This window comes from Microcystis panniformis FACHB-1757 (assembly GCF_001264245.1).
GTDB lineage: Bacteria > Cyanobacteriota > Cyanobacteriia > Cyanobacteriales > Microcystaceae > Microcystis > Microcystis panniformis.
In genome coordinates this window covers 3958899-3973436 of the sequence record NZ_CP011339.1, presented here as the reverse complement: position 1 = coordinate 3973436, position 14538 = coordinate 3958899, and the positions used below count along the sequence as shown (strand labels likewise).

Sequence of the window (14538 nt, the reverse complement as noted above, 5' to 3'; positions counted from 1 at the left end):
ATCTAGAGACTACAACCAGAGACAAATCGATCGCCAAGTATGGAACTTTTTAACCAAACCACAATTGTATGTCAAAAAAATCATTTTTACCCGGTTGTTTAGTCGTCTTAGGACTAACAGCAGTAACCGCAGGAGGTGTCTATCTTTATCTACGAGGACAACTACCTTGGCAAAGATTCACCCCCTTGCAATCGGCAAAAGTTATCCCAGAAACTGCCTTTGCTAGTAGTTTTGTCTCCACGGATGCAAAAGCTTGGTCAGTCTTAGCTAAATATGGTACACCAGAATCGCGAACTGCGGTTAGTCAAGGACTAGAAGAGTTACAAAAAAATATCTTCACCGATAAGATTGATTATCGAAGGGATGTTGAACCTTGGATCGGTAGTATTAGCTTTGCTTTCCTTCCCGCAGCTACCCCCGGACAATCGGAATTATTAACGGTTATCGGCATCAAAGATAAAATTAAAGCGTCAGAATTCCAGAAACAACTAGGACAAAAAGTTAATCGCAAAACTAGCACCAGTGACTACAAAGGTATTACAATTACTGCTATAGATTGGCAGGATAATACCACCATTTATACTGCCGTTACTGGCGATTTTTTGTTGATATCCTACGATAAAAAGGTGTTAGAAGCGGCGATCGATACCTATCAAGGACAGCCATCTTTTAGCAGTAAACCGGAAGTGAGAAAACTGCTTTCCCAATCCCTCAACCTACCCAATACCCTAGCAACAATTTATATCGATGATTATGCCAAAATCTTGGGAGCAGATGCTAATTTATCTCCCCAAAGTCGGCAAGAATTAGCAAAAATTCAGGATATTGTCGCAGGAGTGGGTGTCACCGATACGGGATTACAGTTACAAATGGTGGCTAAACTTGCTCCTGAAACTATTTCTAACCTACCTTCCCCTAGCAGAAATCAAGTTTTAAATTATTTACCCGGAGATACCATCGCACTCTGGAGCGGTAATAATCTTAAACAGGGATGGGAAGAAGCAGAAAAACAGTCCCAAACTAACCCAGAATTACAAGTTTTTCTGCGTCAGATCCGTGAGAATTTTCAGATGGCAACCCTTGACGCGGATAAAGAAGTTTTTAACTGGATGGATCGAGAATTTGCCTTTGGAATTATCCCCAACCAGCAAGCGGTGGGAGGGTTAGGTTTTGGGGGAATGATGATCTGGCAAACCGGCGATCATAAAGCGGCAAAAACTACCCTCGATAAGTTAAATGAATTGGTGAAAACTGTTCCCTTTATCACCATAAAAAACAGTCAAATTTCTGGCCAAGATGTGACTGAATGGAAAGCGGAAGAACAAGCTATTTTAACCTATGCTTGGCCTAATAATGATACCCTAAAAATGACCGTCGGAATTCCCTATCAACCGCAACCGAATCAACCGATTAGCAAAAGTGAGAATTTCCAAGCATCGATCGCAAATTTGCCTAAAAATAATCTCGGTTATTTTTTCATCGATGTGGAGCAAATTATCGCTAAAGCAGGGGGAATTAATAATCTTCCTGCCGGGGAATTAACCCCGGAAGCAAAGGCCTTTTTAGAATCGGTACGCGGGATCGGAATTACTGCCACTATGCCTGATAAAACCACCAGTAAAATTGATGTTTTATTTTCCCTGAAGCAAACTCCCTAAAAAGTAACCGACTAAATAAAGCGATCCACAGAGAATTATCTGACTATCGGCAGATTCTTGGATGGCTTTTTTTAGTCCTAGAAATACATCGGAACAAGTCTCTAGGTGAGATAATTCTGGACAAATTGAGGTCGCTAATTCCGCTAAGGTTTCAGGATTGGCACTGCTATGATCGGGGACGGGAACTAAATATAAACTATCGCCTTTTCTTAACAAAGCTTGGAATATTTCTCGATGATCTTTAGTCGATAAAATTCCCATCACCCAGATAATTTTTGGAGCTTTTAAACTATCTACATACTGCCTTAAACCAATAGCAGCAGCAGGATTATGAGCGCCATCTATTAAAACTTCTCGCTGACACCAATTAACGGTTTGTAAACGTCCTAACCAGCGAGTTTTTGCCATTCCTTCCTGCACGACTTCATCGCTAATTTGCCAACCTTGCTGACGCAAAATATTAACAACAGCGATCGCTATAGCGGAATTAGTTAATTGAAAATCTCCCGCTAAGGATAAAGGATATTCTAACCCTTGATATTTGGCCCGATTATCGGCAATTTTTTCGGCAGCTTCTACCCATACCGTCGGACAATTTAACAGCTTGATTCTCTCCCTAACTACCCCCTGCGCTGATTCCGGTAATTGTCCGATAACTGCGGGACAATTCGCTTTTAATATCCCCGCTTTTTCGCCAGCAATATCGGCAACCGTCGGCCCTAAATTTTGCCAATGTTCCCGACTAATAGAAGTGATGACAGTAACTAAAGGTTGAGCGCAAACATTAGTCGCATCTAATCTTCCTCCTAAACCCACTTCCATCACGGCAATATCCACCTTTTCTCTGGCAAAATACAGCCAAGCAGCGGCAGTAATTACCTCAAATTGAGTAGGACTTTCCTGCTGGGGATCGATAAGCGATTCTATATCTTTAAGCAGGTTTTCTAAAGTCGCGGTTTCAATATTTTCGCCATTAATAGAGATTCTTTCCGTCCAATCAATTAAATGGGGAGAAATATAACGTCCGACTTTGTAACCGGCAGTGCTGAGAATAGAGGATAGATAGGCACAAACCGAACCTTTGCCATTAGTTCCCGTGACATGAATAATCGGAATTTGATCTTGGGGATTGCCTAAAATCTCCAGCAGATTTTTTATTCTTTCTAAACCGAGATTAACCCCAAAACGCTGAAAAGATTGCAGTAAAGAATCGATAGTCATGGTTGGCAAACTATAAATAAAGGAATCCGGGTAGGATTGATGCTCCTACCGGCACGGATAACCCTTTCTGTGGGTGGCAATGTCTAAAGTTTGACTAAAATGCTCGGTTCTTTTTGGATCGGTAAAACATCAAGAGAGTCAATATTAGCGCAGTATTTTAAATCTTCTTGACAGTGGAGACGCAAGAGGCGCTGACCGTGACTACAACTGTGGAACATTCCTAAAAGATCATTTTGCCATTGACGATAAAGAGCGATCGAGGCGATCACCTCATCATTACCGATCGCCATTTGCCCCGATTGTTCTTGTAGCGCATTGGCGATCGCTCCAGCACAGGCCGTATCTTCCAGAGAATAACCACCTTCCCAACCAGAGCCAACAATCCAGACGGTGTCGGGCTGCCTATCCAATAAGTAATTAACGGCAGCTTGCCGATTGATCATAGCCGCAGTGATCACGATTGGGGATTCTTCCACTCTTTGCAGAGCGCGAGTGCCGTTAGTGGTACTGATAAACAGACGACGACCTTTCATTAAATCAGGGGTACAATCGAGGGGAGAATTGCCCAGATCGCAGCCTTCTACTTTCGCGCCACCTCTTTCTCCTGCTCGGAGACGTTTTTCTGGTTGCCAGGTATCACTCACCTGCATCAGGGTTTTCAGATCGCTGAAGGTTTGCACTGCTTCTGCACCGGCATTGAGGGCAGTGGCGATCGTGGTTGTCGCTCTTAAAACATCGATAACGACGGCGCAATCGGGTAGAGTATGGACGGGGGTAAGTTCGGGAGTATGATAAATGAAAACCTGCACGAGTTATACCAAGTAAAAAGTAAAAGGGGAAATAAGCTCAACATACCGCCGCTCGGCTTCGCGCGGGCAGAAGAAAGACAAGGCCGATTTTATCACGATGGATGTCAGCTAGTTAAGCTGTTCGTCATTCAAATTGCTGGTGGAGATCAAGCAAGAGGCAATACCCCCCCGATGTCGGGGGGGCAGGGGGGGTGGGGGGTTGAGGGGCTAATCTCAGAATAAGCGGTTTAAATACGTCTTAGCTTATCAGTTGAAATGCCCACGCGGATCACAAAATTGGTCAATTGTCAATAGGGTTTGGGATGTTCTCACCCCAGATCGATCATCATAACGAAATGTTATAATTAATAATTATTATGCCTGCTAACTTCAAGATTCATGTCTGCTAAAGATCGTTTTCATGGTGCAGTGAGAAAAGGATTAGAAAAAGAGGGTTGGATCATTACGGATGACCCTTTAAGGATTGAAGTGGGTGATGTAGAAATGTATGTCGATTTAGGAGCAGAGCAACTGATAGCCGCAGAAAAAGACAATGAAAAGATAGCCGTTGAAATTAAAAGTTTTATCGGTAAATCCAGTATTTCAGAATTTCATACTGCCATTGGACAATTCTTTAATTATCGGGTTGCTTTAGAAGAAAAAGAACCTAAAAGACAGTTATATTTAGCTGTTCCCTTAGATATTTATTATAGTTTTTTTGAATTGCGATTTATTCAAACTGTCGTTAAACGATTTCAAATTTACCTGATTATTTATGATCCGATTGGGGAGGTAATTGTCGAATGGAAAAATTAGCACAATATCGTCACTATGTCAAGCAAGTCATTACTGAATATTCTCAGATCGGTTCATCTAAAGATCCGATTGAACAACAATTGATTTTTGATACTGTTGGCGATCACTATCAATTGATGTATGTTGGCTGGAAAAATAGACGAAGATATCATGGTTGTGTTTTGCATCTCGATATTAAAAAGGGTAAAATCTGGATACAACATGATGGCACTGAGGTGGGAATTGCCAATGAATTAGTTAATTTAGGTGTTCCTAAAGAAGATATTGTTTTAGCCTTTCATGAACCCCTAGTCAGAGAATATACAGGGTTTGCGGTGGGTTAATCTTAATCCGAGAAAGTTGACAACATTATTGTCATAAGTAGGTAGGCGTTAAAAATTATCAGACACCCCCCTTATCAAGGGGGAGCCCCCGCCTATCGGCACCCCCCTTATCAAGGGGGATCCCCCCGCCTATCGGCACCCCCCTTATCAAGGGGGGCAGGGGGATCGAACCTAAAATCCATTTTAAATTTAATTATAACCAGCTACTTAAAATAGGCTCAACAGGAGAAAATTTTAGAAAGATTATCGAAAACAATTGACAAAAATCCCAGCAATGTCTGTCCGACGGCAATTGTTGAAACCACAGAAGTTAGCACTAACAATTAGTCAAAGCGCCAAATTCGCCTAACCTAATCATAGGTTAAGCGACAAACAAGATCAGCAAGAGATTTCGATTTTTTTACCTTTCTGTATTTTTTTGTTAACAAAACTTAACAATTATCGGCAAAATTTTGCTTGCTTTTGTCGGGAGATTTTGGGATAATATTTTTAAAAGATTTTATTCATAATGGGAATCTGTGCGTCTAAAAAAATTTTGCACAGATTCCCATTATAAAAAAAGCATAGCGCAAGTCGCCGGCAAAGTCAAGTCCTTTCCCATTAATTATGGGTTGGCTGAAAAAGTAAGTGCGATCGCCGGTTAAGATACAAGGTTTTTGAGCCACTATGAAGCTGCTTGGTCAAACAGGCCGCCAAACCCCTTATCTCGTCTATATTTCACATTTATTCAGCCAACCCTACCTAAATCTCTGCTGAAGGTGGAGATCAAAGGCTGTTTTAAACTAATGCTTTACTGCGATCGTTAGAATTATCCCCAAAAATTGCCCCTCGTCGAATCAAATCCTGTTTTTGTTCGGGGGTGATCCCCGTTGCATCGATAAAGATAGCGTTTTCAACTTTCGCCCCACTCAGGTCAGCCTTACTCAGTCTAGCCCCACTCAGGTTAGCCCCACTCAGGTTAGCCCCACTCAGGTTAGCCCCCCACAGAATAGCCCCTCTCAGGTTAGCCTTACTCAGGATAGCACCAATCAGGTTAGCCCCACTCATGAAAGCCCAACTCAGGTTAGCCTTACTCAGGTTAGCCCTTCTCAGGTTAGCCCCGCTCAGTTTAGCCTTACTCAGTTTAGCCCAACTCAGGTTAGCCTTACTCAGGTTAGCCTTATTCAGGTTAGCCCCGCTCAGTTTAGCCCCACTCAGGTCAGCATCAATCAGGTCAGCCCTTCTCAAGAAAGCCCAACTCAGGTCAGCCTCAATCAGGTCAGCCCAACTCAGGAAAGCCCAACTCAGGTTAGCCCTTCTCAGGTTAGCCCCACTCAGGTCAGCCCCACTTAGAATAGCCCCACTCAGAATAGCCCCACTCAAATCAACTTTATATAGAGTTTTCTTATCGATTGTTCCCTCTCGAATTGCCTTAATTAATTCGGCTTTTTCAATAACTTTTGCATCTGTAGTGAACTCTGCTTTTTTGACGATAATTTCGGGTATATCGTCTGATTTAAGTTCATTGAGAAGGGCTTGCAATTCCCCCGATTGATGTAAATCTGCTAGGTGCTTTAAGCCCTCTTCTGAACCTTCTAAAAATAGCCGAATACTGCCTTTAAGTTTCATAATAGGCTTGATCGTGTTGTCTCTGGCAGTTTCTTGAAGAAAGCTGATAATTTTATCAATTTTCTCTGGTGTCAGGTCGTCTATCCCTACCTCCATAACTAATTCAAGAACTTTATTTGATTGCTGAGGTTGCGGTTTATTGTTATGATCAAATATCTGAGAATTATCTCTATACCTTGTCAAAGCAGTAATCAGATTAGTCTTTCCAATCTTTTCACCTGTTTGATCTGACAATATTTTAAATAAACTAGAAGCCGCATTCTTGATTGACTGTTCTTCTGTCCTAATTTCAATTTCTTTTGCTAGATCACGATATGTTTTATTCTCAAAAATACCTTTTAATATTTTTGTCTCCACGTCCGTTAATCGCTTTTTTGTATGCTTTTTTTTCAGATAATTAACCAGCATTTCTAATTCAGTCCATGAAATGGTTTTAGTTTCAGTCATTTTTAGTTCATTCATCATCATTGTTTAAGGGTTGCAGGACTTAAGATTACTTTTCAGTACCTTGTCAGGTTACTTGAGAGTACCTAAAAAAAGTACCATTTTTAGGACTTTTGAGTAACGACAAATAATCAGATTTTTTTTACTCTAGAGATAGTTCACCTCCTAAGTAAAAGGATTGATGATTATGTATAAATATTGGTTAAAGTACAGAGAAGACCTTGTTAGTCTTGCCAAAATTATCAGCACCATGTTTGCGATCGCATCATTTTTAGGCTTCTCTTTTCCAGAGAAATTTCAACCTACTCCCTGCCAACCGACGGCAATTGTTGAAACCACGGAAGTTAGCACTAACAATTAGTCAAAGCGCCAAATTCGCCTAACCTAATCATAAGGTTAAGCGACAATCAAGATCAGCAAGAGACTTCGATTTTTTTACCTTGCTGATCTCTGTATTTTTTTGTTAACAAAACTTAACAATTATCGGCAAAATTTTGCTTGCTTTTATCGGGAGATTTTGGGATAATATTTTTAAAAGATTTTATTCATAATAGAAATCCTTGCGTCTGGAAAAATTTTGCACAGATTCCCATTATAAGAAAAGCATAGCGCAAGTCGCCGGCAAAGTCAAGTCCTTTCCCATTAATTATGGGTTGGCTGAAAAAGTAAGGGCGATCGCCGGTTAAGATACAAGGTTTTTGAGCCACTATGAAGCTGCTTGGTCAAACAGGCTGCCAAACCCCTTATCTCGTCTATATTTCACATTTATTCAGCCAACCCTACCTAAATCTCTGCTGAAGGTGGAGATCAAAGGCTGTTTTAAACTAATACTTTACTGCGATCGTTAGAATTATCCCCAAAAATTGCCCCTCGTCGAATCAAATCCTGTTTTTGTTCGGGGGTGATCCCCGTTGCATCGATAAAGATAGCGTTTTCAACTTTCGCCCCACTCAGGTTAGCCTCACTCAGGTTAGCCTCACTCAGGAAAGCCCCTCTCAGGTCAGCCTCAATCAGGTTAGCCCTCCACAGGTCAGCCCCACTCAGGTTAGCTCCTCTCAGGTTAGCCCCACTCAGGTCAGCCTCACTCAGATTAGCCCCACTCAGGTCAGCCTCACTGAGGTTAGCCCCACTCAGGTTAGCCCCCCACAGGTAAGCCCAACTCAGCTTAGCCGTCCACAGGATAGCGTTACTCAGGTTAGCCCCTCTCAGGTTAGCCTGAATCAGGTTAGCCCCTCTCAGGTTAGCCCAACTCAGATCAGCCTCACTCAGGTTAGCCCCTCTCAGAATAGCCTCACTCAGGTCAGCCTCACTTAGGTCAGCCTCACTCAGGTCAGCCTCACTCAGATTAGCCCCACTCAGGTCAGCCCCCCACAGGTGAGCCCAACTCAGCTTAGCCGTCCACAGGATAGCCTCACTCAGGTCAGCCTCACTCAGAATAGCCTCACTCAGGTTAGCCCCACTCAGGTCAGCCTCACTCAGGTTAGCCCAACTCAGGTCAGCCTCAATCAGGATAGCCCCACTTAAATCAACAAATCGTAGAGTTGTCTCATCGATTGTTCCCTCTCGAATTGCCTTAATTAATTCGGCTTTTTCAATAACTTTTGCATCTGTAGTGAACTCTGCTTTTGTGACGACAATTTCGGGTATATCGTCTGATTTAAGTTCATTGAGAAGGGCTTGCAATTCCCCCGATTGATGTAAATCTGCTAGGCGCTGGAGTCCATCTTCTGAACCTTCTAAAAATAGCCGAATACTGCCTTTAAGTTTCATAATAGGCTTGATCGTGTTGTCTCTGGCGATTTTTTGAATAAGGTTGTTAATCTTATCAATTTTCTCTGGTGTCAGGTCGTCTATCCCTACCTCAATAACTAATTCAAGAACTTTATTTGATTGCTGAGTTTGAGGTTTATTATTATGATCAAATGTCTGAGAATTATCTCTATACCTTGCCAAAGCAGTAATCAGATTGTTACTGTCAATCTTTTCACCCATTTGCTCTGACAAGATTTTCCATAACTTATAAGCCGCATTCTTGATTGACTGTTCTTCTTGCCTAATTTCTTCCGCTAGATCACGATATGTTTTATCATCAAAAATACCTTTTAATATTTTTGTCTCCACGTCCGTTAATCCCTTGTTTGTATGCTCTTTTTTCAGATCATTAACCAGCATTTCTAATTCAGTCCATGAAAGGGTTTTAATTTCAGTCATTTTTAGTTCATTTATCATCATTTTTTAATGGTTGCAGGACTTAAGATTACTTTTCAGTACCTTGTCAGGTTACTTGAGAGTACCTAAAAAAAGTACCATTTTCATGACTTTTGAGTAACGACAAATAATCAGAATTTTTTTAATCTAAAGATAGTTCACCTCCTAAGTAAAAGGATTGATGATTATGTATAAATATTGGTTAAAGTACAGAGAAGACGTTGTTAGTCTTGCCAAAATTATCAGCACCATATTTGCGATCGCATCATTTTTAGGCTTCTCTTTTCCAGAGAAATTTCCACCTACTCCCTGCCAACCGACGGCAATTGTTGAAACCACGGAAGTTAGCACTAACAATTAGTCAAAGCGCAAAATTCGCCTAACCTAATCATAGCTTAGGCGACAAGCAAGATCAGCAAGAGATTTCGATTTTTTTACCTTTCTGTATTTTTTTGTTAAGTACCTAAGCAAAATTAATTACACATCTAAGCCACTACTCCGTCAGACTTCTGGTGTGAGGAAACAGTGAACTGAAAACTCAAATCCGATCCCTAATAGCTCTCTCCCGTCTCCCGTCTCCCGTCTCCCGTCTCGACTAGGAAATTAATTTTGCACGACTACTTAACAAAACTTAACAATTATCGGCAAAATTTTGCTTGCTTTTGTCGGCAGATTTTGCGATAATATTTTTAAAAGATTTTATTCATAATGGAAATCTCTGCGTCTAAAAAATTTTTGGACAGATTTCCATTATAAAAAAAGCATAGCGCAAGTCGCCGGCAAAGTCAAGTCCTTTCCCATTACTTATGGGTGGGAATTTCCAGGAATCAAAAAAGGGGTTTAGTGGGGAGTCAGACCAAATATAGGTTACACTTCAACTTTAAATGAGAAACGCTGTCATTCTTTGTAGGGAATATGACTAGACAAACCGCTAATCTCGGACAAACAGGAATTGCCGTCAGTGCCTTGGGAATCGGGACTTGGGCATGGGGAGATAAACTATTCTGGAACTATGGCAAGGAATACGGAGCTAGTCAGGTAGAGGAGGCCTTTCAAGCGGCAGTAGAGGCAGGAATCACCTTTTTTGACACTGCCGAAGTCTATGGACTGGGGGAATCGGAACGACTCTTAGGAAAATTTACGCAAGAGACTGATATTCCCATCGATATTGCCAGCAAATTTGCCCCCGTACCGTGGCGATTTGGGGCGAATGCGGTTCATAATGCCATTAGCGAGAGCTTAAACCGTCTAAAAACCGATAAAATTACCCTTTACCAAGTACATTGGCCCTTCACCTTCCTAATTAGCCAAGAAACCCTAATGAATGCCCTAGGGGAAGAAGTAAAACGCGGCCGGATTGGTTCCGTGGGTGTAAGTAATTATTCCGCCGAGCAAATGCGTCAAGCAAGCCAGATTTTGGCGAAAAAAGAGGTTCCCTTAGCGGTCAATCAGGTGCAGTATTCGCTTTTGTATCGCAAAATAGAAACTAAGGGAATTTTAGCCACGGCCAAGGAATTAGGTGTCACCATCCTCGCCTACAGCCCCCTCGCTCAAGGACTACTGACGGGTAAATATAGCCCAGAAAGCCAGAATTTGCCCGATGGAGCCAGAAAAGTTGACTCGCGGTTCAAAAAAGAAGGTTTGGAGAAAATAGCCCCAATTTTAAGGGTACTGCAAGAATTGGGCGAAAAATACCAAAAAACCCCCGCACAAGTCGCCCTCAATTGGTTAATCGCCCAAGGGGATGTAATTCCCATTCCGGGGGCCAAAACTGCGGCCCAAGCGAGGGAAAATGCCGGGGCGTTAGGATGGAGTTTAGAAGCGCGAGAGGTGACGCAATTAGAACAGATGAGCCGGCCTTGGCTGTAAAAATCAAAACTTTTGATTTTTGATCACCATTCTGGAAAAAGTCTCTAACTTTTTGGTGATCAAGATTAAAACAGGCTACAATCTTTGCATACTGCTGTACTACTTAAGAAAACTGGGGAGAAAATTAATGGCGACAATGACAAATAATTCCGATCGAGATAAAGCCTTAGGCTTAGTCTTAACTCAAATCGAGCGCAACTTTGGCAAAGGTTCGATTATGCGTTTGGGAGACGCCACCCGGATGCGGGTAGAAACCGTGCCTAGTGGTGCTTTAACCCTAGATATGGCGTTGGGTGGCGGTTTACCGAAAGGCCGCATCGTCGAAATTTACGGGCCGGAAAGTTCTGGAAAAACCACCTTAGCCCTCCATGCGATCGCAGAAGTGCAGAAAGCTGGGGGAGTGGCGGCCTTTGTCGATGCGGAACACGCTTTAGATCCCACCTATTCGGATGTTTTAGGGGTAGATATCAATAATTTACTGGTGGCACAACCGGACACGGGGGAGGCAGCCTTAGAAATAGTTGACCAGTTAGTGCGTTCTTCGGCCGTGGATATCGTCGTCATCGACTCGGTGGCCGCTTTAGTGCCGCGGGCGGAAATTGAGGGGGAAATGGGGGATAATCAGGTGGGTTTGCAGGCCCGTTTGATGAGTAAAGCCCTGCGAAAAATTGCCGGTAATATTGGTAAATCCGGTTGTGTGGTGATTTTCCTCAACCAACTGCGGCAAAAAATCGGTGTCACCTACGGTAATCCTGAAGTGACCACCGGAGGAACGGCCTTAAAATTTTATGCCTCGGTGCGTTTAGATATCCGTCGCATTCAAACTTTGAAAAAAGGCACGGAAGGGGAATACGGAATTCGGGCTAAAGTTAAGGTGGCTAAAAATAAAGTCGCGCCTCCTTTCCGGATTGCTGAATTTGATATTATCTTCGGTAAAGGCATTTCCCAGGTGGGTTGTATGCTCGATATCGCCGAACAAACTAACGTAGTTACTCGTAAAGGGGCATGGTATAGCTATAATGGCGAAAATATTGCCCAGGGTCGCGATAATGCCGTTAAATATCTCGAAGAAAAGCCAGAAGTAGCGGCGGAAATTGAGAAGTTATTGCGGGATAAATTAGACATGGGTTCGGTTCCTTTCCCCACGGAACCGGCCGATGAGGACGAGGAGGACGATCTGGAACCAGAAATCTAAAAGAAGAGGGTTTGAGGTCTTGGTTATCCCCCAGTTTCGGGGGATTTTTTTGTTTCAGAATCGATAGATTTAGCGGCTTCTAACCATGATTGTAACCCTTTTTTAGTCGGTGTTCCTTTAGTAGTAAAAGTCCATAGATCTCGTTTATGTTGGGGTCCGTAGCTGATATGAATTGGGCGATTAATTCCGTAAAAATAGAGAGAATCAAAGGGTAATTTTTGGGTTAAAATCCAATCTATCAGGCGATCGCTCGTTAAATCGATAATCCGAAAATCACAGGCTGCCCCCAATCGCTGACAATAATATTGACCTTTTTGATTAATTTCGTGGGCGCAATGTTGATCACGACTGGGATCGATTCTACCGTTTTTTAAGCCGGTGATTGGGTCTTTTTTTTGGAGAAATTTTCTCAGATCATTGGAACAAAATCCGTAGGTTAATTGGAATTTTTCTCGACCAAAATTATCAATAATTGGATCGATAATAAAGTGAGCGAGATTTTGCCAAGCGGTTATCGTTGCAGGATTTTTTGGATAGGGGTCGATTTGTGCTGCGTACTTTTGATAGGTTTGGGAACAGGTACAGAATTCTTCTAGGGTTAAATATTTACCAATTAACATAATCAGTTATCAGTTTTTAGCTATATCCTATCACCCGATTTAGCTATTTTGCCAAAGCTGCTTTTTTGCGACCATAATAAACAGCGATAAAAGCGCTGACATACATCCATAAACTATAGACAATTGCTGGAATGGTTAGATCGGGATTCTTTAATAAACCGGCAGTGATAGCAATAGCTAAAGTGCCGCTTTGAATACCCACTTCAATGGCGATACAAATTCTTTGGGGAATAGTTAATTGAAATAAACGACCACTGAAAAAACCAATTAGGGAAGCAATCGTATTTAAAATGATCACTGCGAGGCCAGTTTGAGCGATAAATAAAGGTAAACGTTGCCATTCTCTCAGGATTAATAAGAAGATAATAACCGCTAGAAAAATCACGGCCAAACGATTAGTTATCGGTTCCAGACTTTTGGCCAGTAAAGGGAAGTAATGGCGGATAGTCATACCCATAACCAGGGGTAAAACTATAATCAAAAATATCTGCGCCATAGTGGAACCAATGGGTAGGGAGATGGCGGCACTTTCCCCCATAAAATGCTGGAGAGTGAAACTAGCTAAAAAAGGTATTGTGAAAATGGTGATGATGCTGCTAAAAGCAGTTAAAGTAACAGAAAGGGCTACATCTCCCTTAGCTAAATAGGTTAAAACATTGGAGGAGGGACCGCCGGGGCAAATGGCGACAATCATTAAACCGACGGCAATTTCTGGCCGGAGAGGCAAAAGAGAAGCAATAATAAAACCGATGATCGGTAGAATAATAATTTGATTGACTAAACCGATCAGGACTGCCTTGGGATAACGGGTGATACGCTGAAAATCGGCGAGAATTAATCCCAATCCCATGCCTAACATTAAAACGCCTAGGCCAACGGGTAAGAGGATATTAGTAAAAAAGTCGGCTTGCATGGGATAAAAGCGGAGAAGACGAGCTTATTTTCCCATAAATTGACTAATTTATTCTTGTCCCTAGTTAGGGTTTGCTGACTAAAAAACCCCCGGTGTGCAGGGGAGGTTAAATTGTAGGAGAAATCCAAACCTTGGCGATTTTAGTCCAGTTTCCCTTCCCGCTCTGGGATGATATCCCCGTCCTATTTCAGTTGCTTGGTGGCAACCATGGGATCACAGCTAGGGAACTGCCGATGCGACTGCCACTTTTGACATCAGCAATGCCTAGGAAATGTTGCCGCAGGATTTCCATCAAGAATAACGAGGGCAAATTTTCCTTCTAAATCCCACAATCCTTGAATTCCCTACCGTTGACAAATTGCTGGGGCGATCGAGGTGGTAGATTTTTGGTGAACGATAGGTGAGTTTTTGCAGAGTTTTCCCTTCTCGATCGAGGGGCAGTTTTCTGTCATCTAAGTTGTGTGTAAACATAGCAACCCTCCAGATATCTACAGTTCTATTGTACCTTTATTCTTGGTTCGAGTGCGGGAGAATGTAATAATGTGTATTGTTCGTCAGAGAAGACTCAACCGTTGTTTGTTTTAAAGGTAGTCGCAAGTGTAAGCGGATTAATTTTTCTGAGCTTGTTGACCGATTCCCTCAGCACGATTACCGGTTTACTCTTTGCTTCTTTGTGCGATCAAGTTCGAGGATTTTTCTGGGGGAAAGTAATTGATAAACTAGCTAATTTTCTTGATATTAGTCTCTTTAAAAATCACAATTTATTAAACTTAATTAAGTAGTTAGGTGTTAAAAACTGTCAGATCCCCCCGCCTATCGGCACCCCCCTTATCAAGGGGGGCAGGGGGGATCGAACCTAAAATCTATCTTCAATT

At 42.2% G+C, this 14538-nt stretch carries 15 protein-coding genes; 8 read left to right on the top strand and 7 right to left on the bottom strand.

The features are described from left to right. Positions 1 to 68 precede the first annotated feature (68 nt). A complete protein-coding gene (locus VL20_RS19045; RefSeq protein WP_052277456.1) occupies positions 69 to 1658 on the top strand; it encodes a DUF3352 domain-containing protein in 1590 nt (529 codons plus the stop codon). Here the strand turns inward: VL20_RS19045 and VL20_RS19040 are convergent. Then, on the bottom strand, positions 1632 to 2879 hold the full coding sequence (locus VL20_RS19040) for a bifunctional folylpolyglutamate synthase/dihydrofolate synthase (protein ID WP_052277455.1): 1248 nt from the start codon (positions 2877 to 2879) through the stop codon (positions 1632 to 1634). The genes VL20_RS19045 and VL20_RS19040 overlap by 27 nt on opposite strands. A gap of 83 nt (positions 2880 to 2962) precedes the next feature. After that, the gene (locus tag VL20_RS19035) at positions 2963 to 3688 is read right to left on the bottom strand and encodes a 2-phosphosulfolactate phosphatase family protein (protein WP_002748299.1); all 726 of its coding nucleotides are present in this window, start codon (positions 3686 to 3688) and stop codon (positions 2963 to 2965) included. A gap of 378 nt (positions 3689 to 4066) precedes the next feature. Here VL20_RS19035 and VL20_RS19030 point away from each other — a divergent pair, with 378 nt between their 5' ends. Both VL20_RS19030 and VL20_RS19025 read left to right on the top strand, forming a co-directional pair. Then, positions 4067 to 4483: a XisH family protein gene (locus tag VL20_RS19030; protein WP_002751648.1), complete on the top strand. Its 417-nt coding sequence runs from the start codon at positions 4067 to 4069 to the stop codon at positions 4481 to 4483. After that, complete coding sequence (locus VL20_RS19025; RefSeq protein WP_002798710.1) at positions 4471 to 4806, top strand: XisI protein; 336 nt, start codon at positions 4471 to 4473, stop codon at positions 4804 to 4806. The genes VL20_RS19030 and VL20_RS19025 overlap by 13 nt, the downstream gene beginning before the upstream one ends. A 777-nt stretch (positions 4807 to 5583) precedes the next feature. On the opposite strand, the gene VL20_RS19020 is transcribed toward VL20_RS19025, so the two are convergent. After that, positions 5584 to 6882: a pentapeptide repeat-containing protein gene (locus VL20_RS19020; RefSeq protein WP_052277454.1), complete on the bottom strand. Its 1299-nt coding sequence runs from the start codon at positions 6880 to 6882 to the stop codon at positions 5584 to 5586. Positions 6883 to 7045: 163 nt separating this feature from the next. On the opposite strand from VL20_RS19020, the gene VL20_RS31855 reads away from it, so the two are divergent. After that, the gene (locus VL20_RS31855; RefSeq protein WP_167341557.1) at positions 7046 to 7219 is read left to right on the top strand and encodes a hypothetical protein; all 174 of its coding nucleotides are present in this window, start codon (positions 7046 to 7048) and stop codon (positions 7217 to 7219) included. A 458-nt stretch (positions 7220 to 7677) separates the two neighbouring features. On the opposite strand, the gene VL20_RS19015 is transcribed toward VL20_RS31855, so the two are convergent. Next, positions 7678 to 9090 carry a pentapeptide repeat-containing protein gene (locus VL20_RS19015; protein ID WP_052277453.1) on the bottom strand — a complete coding sequence of 471 codons (1413 nt, stop codon included), beginning with the start codon at positions 9088 to 9090 and terminating at the stop codon, positions 7678 to 7680. 163 nt (positions 9091 to 9253) lie between these two features. Here VL20_RS19015 and VL20_RS31850 point away from each other — a divergent pair, with 163 nt between their 5' ends. From VL20_RS31850 to recA, 3 genes are all read left to right on the top strand, one after another. Next, complete coding sequence (locus VL20_RS31850; protein WP_167341556.1) at positions 9254 to 9427, top strand: hypothetical protein; 174 nt, start codon at positions 9254 to 9256, stop codon at positions 9425 to 9427. A gap of 554 nt (positions 9428 to 9981) precedes the next feature. Continuing rightward, on the top strand, positions 9982 to 10935 hold the full coding sequence (locus VL20_RS19010; RefSeq protein ID WP_052277452.1) for an aldo/keto reductase: 954 nt from the start codon (positions 9982 to 9984) through the stop codon (positions 10933 to 10935). A 127-nt stretch (positions 10936 to 11062) separates the two neighbouring features. Continuing rightward, complete coding sequence (recA, locus tag VL20_RS19005) at positions 11063 to 12130, top strand: recombinase RecA (protein ID WP_052277451.1); 1068 nt, start codon at positions 11063 to 11065, stop codon at positions 12128 to 12130. A 23-nt stretch (positions 12131 to 12153) separates the two neighbouring features. On the opposite strand, the gene VL20_RS19000 is transcribed toward recA, so the two are convergent. The 3 genes from VL20_RS19000 to VL20_RS31300 form a co-directional block, all read right to left on the bottom strand. Next, positions 12154 to 12750, bottom strand: coding sequence for a hypothetical protein (locus tag VL20_RS19000; RefSeq protein ID WP_052277450.1), 597 nt, complete (start codon positions 12748 to 12750; stop codon positions 12154 to 12156). Positions 12751 to 12793: 43 nt separating this feature from the next. After that, positions 12794 to 13663, bottom strand: a complete 870-nt coding sequence (locus VL20_RS18995) for a bile acid:sodium symporter family protein (RefSeq protein ID WP_052277449.1) — start codon at positions 13661 to 13663, stop codon at positions 12794 to 12796. Positions 13664 to 13954: 291 nt separating this feature from the next. Continuing rightward, positions 13955 to 14134 carry a hypothetical protein gene (locus VL20_RS31300; protein ID WP_158499371.1) on the bottom strand — a complete coding sequence of 60 codons (180 nt, stop codon included), beginning with the start codon at positions 14132 to 14134 and terminating at the stop codon, positions 13955 to 13957. Positions 14135 to 14235: 101 nt separating this feature from the next. Here VL20_RS31300 and VL20_RS18990 point away from each other — a divergent pair, with 101 nt between their 5' ends. Continuing rightward, positions 14236 to 14445 carry a hypothetical protein gene (locus VL20_RS18990; RefSeq protein WP_199328722.1) on the top strand — a complete coding sequence of 70 codons (210 nt, stop codon included), beginning with the start codon at positions 14236 to 14238 and terminating at the stop codon, positions 14443 to 14445. Positions 14446 to 14538 lie beyond the last annotated feature (93 nt).

Bases quoted from the DNA above. Each gene is read 5' to 3' on its own strand.
- VL20_RS31850 (WP_167341556.1), top strand. From the start codon at position 9,254: ATGTATAAATATTGGTTAAAGTACAGAGAAGACGTTGTTAGTCTTGCC.
- VL20_RS31300 (WP_158499371.1), bottom strand. From the start codon at position 14,134: ATGTTTACACACAACTTAGATGACAGAAAACTGCCCCTCGATCGAGAA.
- VL20_RS19010 (WP_052277452.1), top strand. From the start codon at position 9,982: ATGACTAGACAAACCGCTAATCTCGGACAAACAGGAATTGCCGTCAGT.
- VL20_RS19045 (WP_052277456.1), top strand. From the start codon at position 69: ATGTCAAAAAAATCATTTTTACCCGGTTGTTTAGTCGTCTTAGGACTA.
- VL20_RS19020 (WP_052277454.1), bottom strand. From the start codon at position 6,882: ATGATGATGAATGAACTAAAAATGACTGAAACTAAAACCATTTCATGG.
- VL20_RS19000 (WP_052277450.1), bottom strand. From the start codon at position 12,750: ATGTTAATTGGTAAATATTTAACCCTAGAAGAATTCTGTACCTGTTCC.
- VL20_RS19025 (WP_002798710.1), top strand. From the start codon at position 4,471: ATGGAAAAATTAGCACAATATCGTCACTATGTCAAGCAAGTCATTACT.
- VL20_RS18995 (WP_052277449.1), bottom strand. From the start codon at position 13,663: ATGCAAGCCGACTTTTTTACTAATATCCTCTTACCCGTTGGCCTAGGC.
- VL20_RS19015 (WP_052277453.1), bottom strand. From the start codon at position 9,090: ATGATGATAAATGAACTAAAAATGACTGAAATTAAAACCCTTTCATGG.
- VL20_RS19040 (WP_052277455.1), bottom strand. From the start codon at position 2,879: ATGACTATCGATTCTTTACTGCAATCTTTTCAGCGTTTTGGGGTTAAT.
- VL20_RS19030 (WP_002751648.1), top strand. From the start codon at position 4,067: ATGTCTGCTAAAGATCGTTTTCATGGTGCAGTGAGAAAAGGATTAGAA.
- VL20_RS31855 (WP_167341557.1), top strand. From the start codon at position 7,046: ATGTATAAATATTGGTTAAAGTACAGAGAAGACCTTGTTAGTCTTGCC.
- recA (WP_052277451.1), top strand. From the start codon at position 11,063: ATGGCGACAATGACAAATAATTCCGATCGAGATAAAGCCTTAGGCTTA.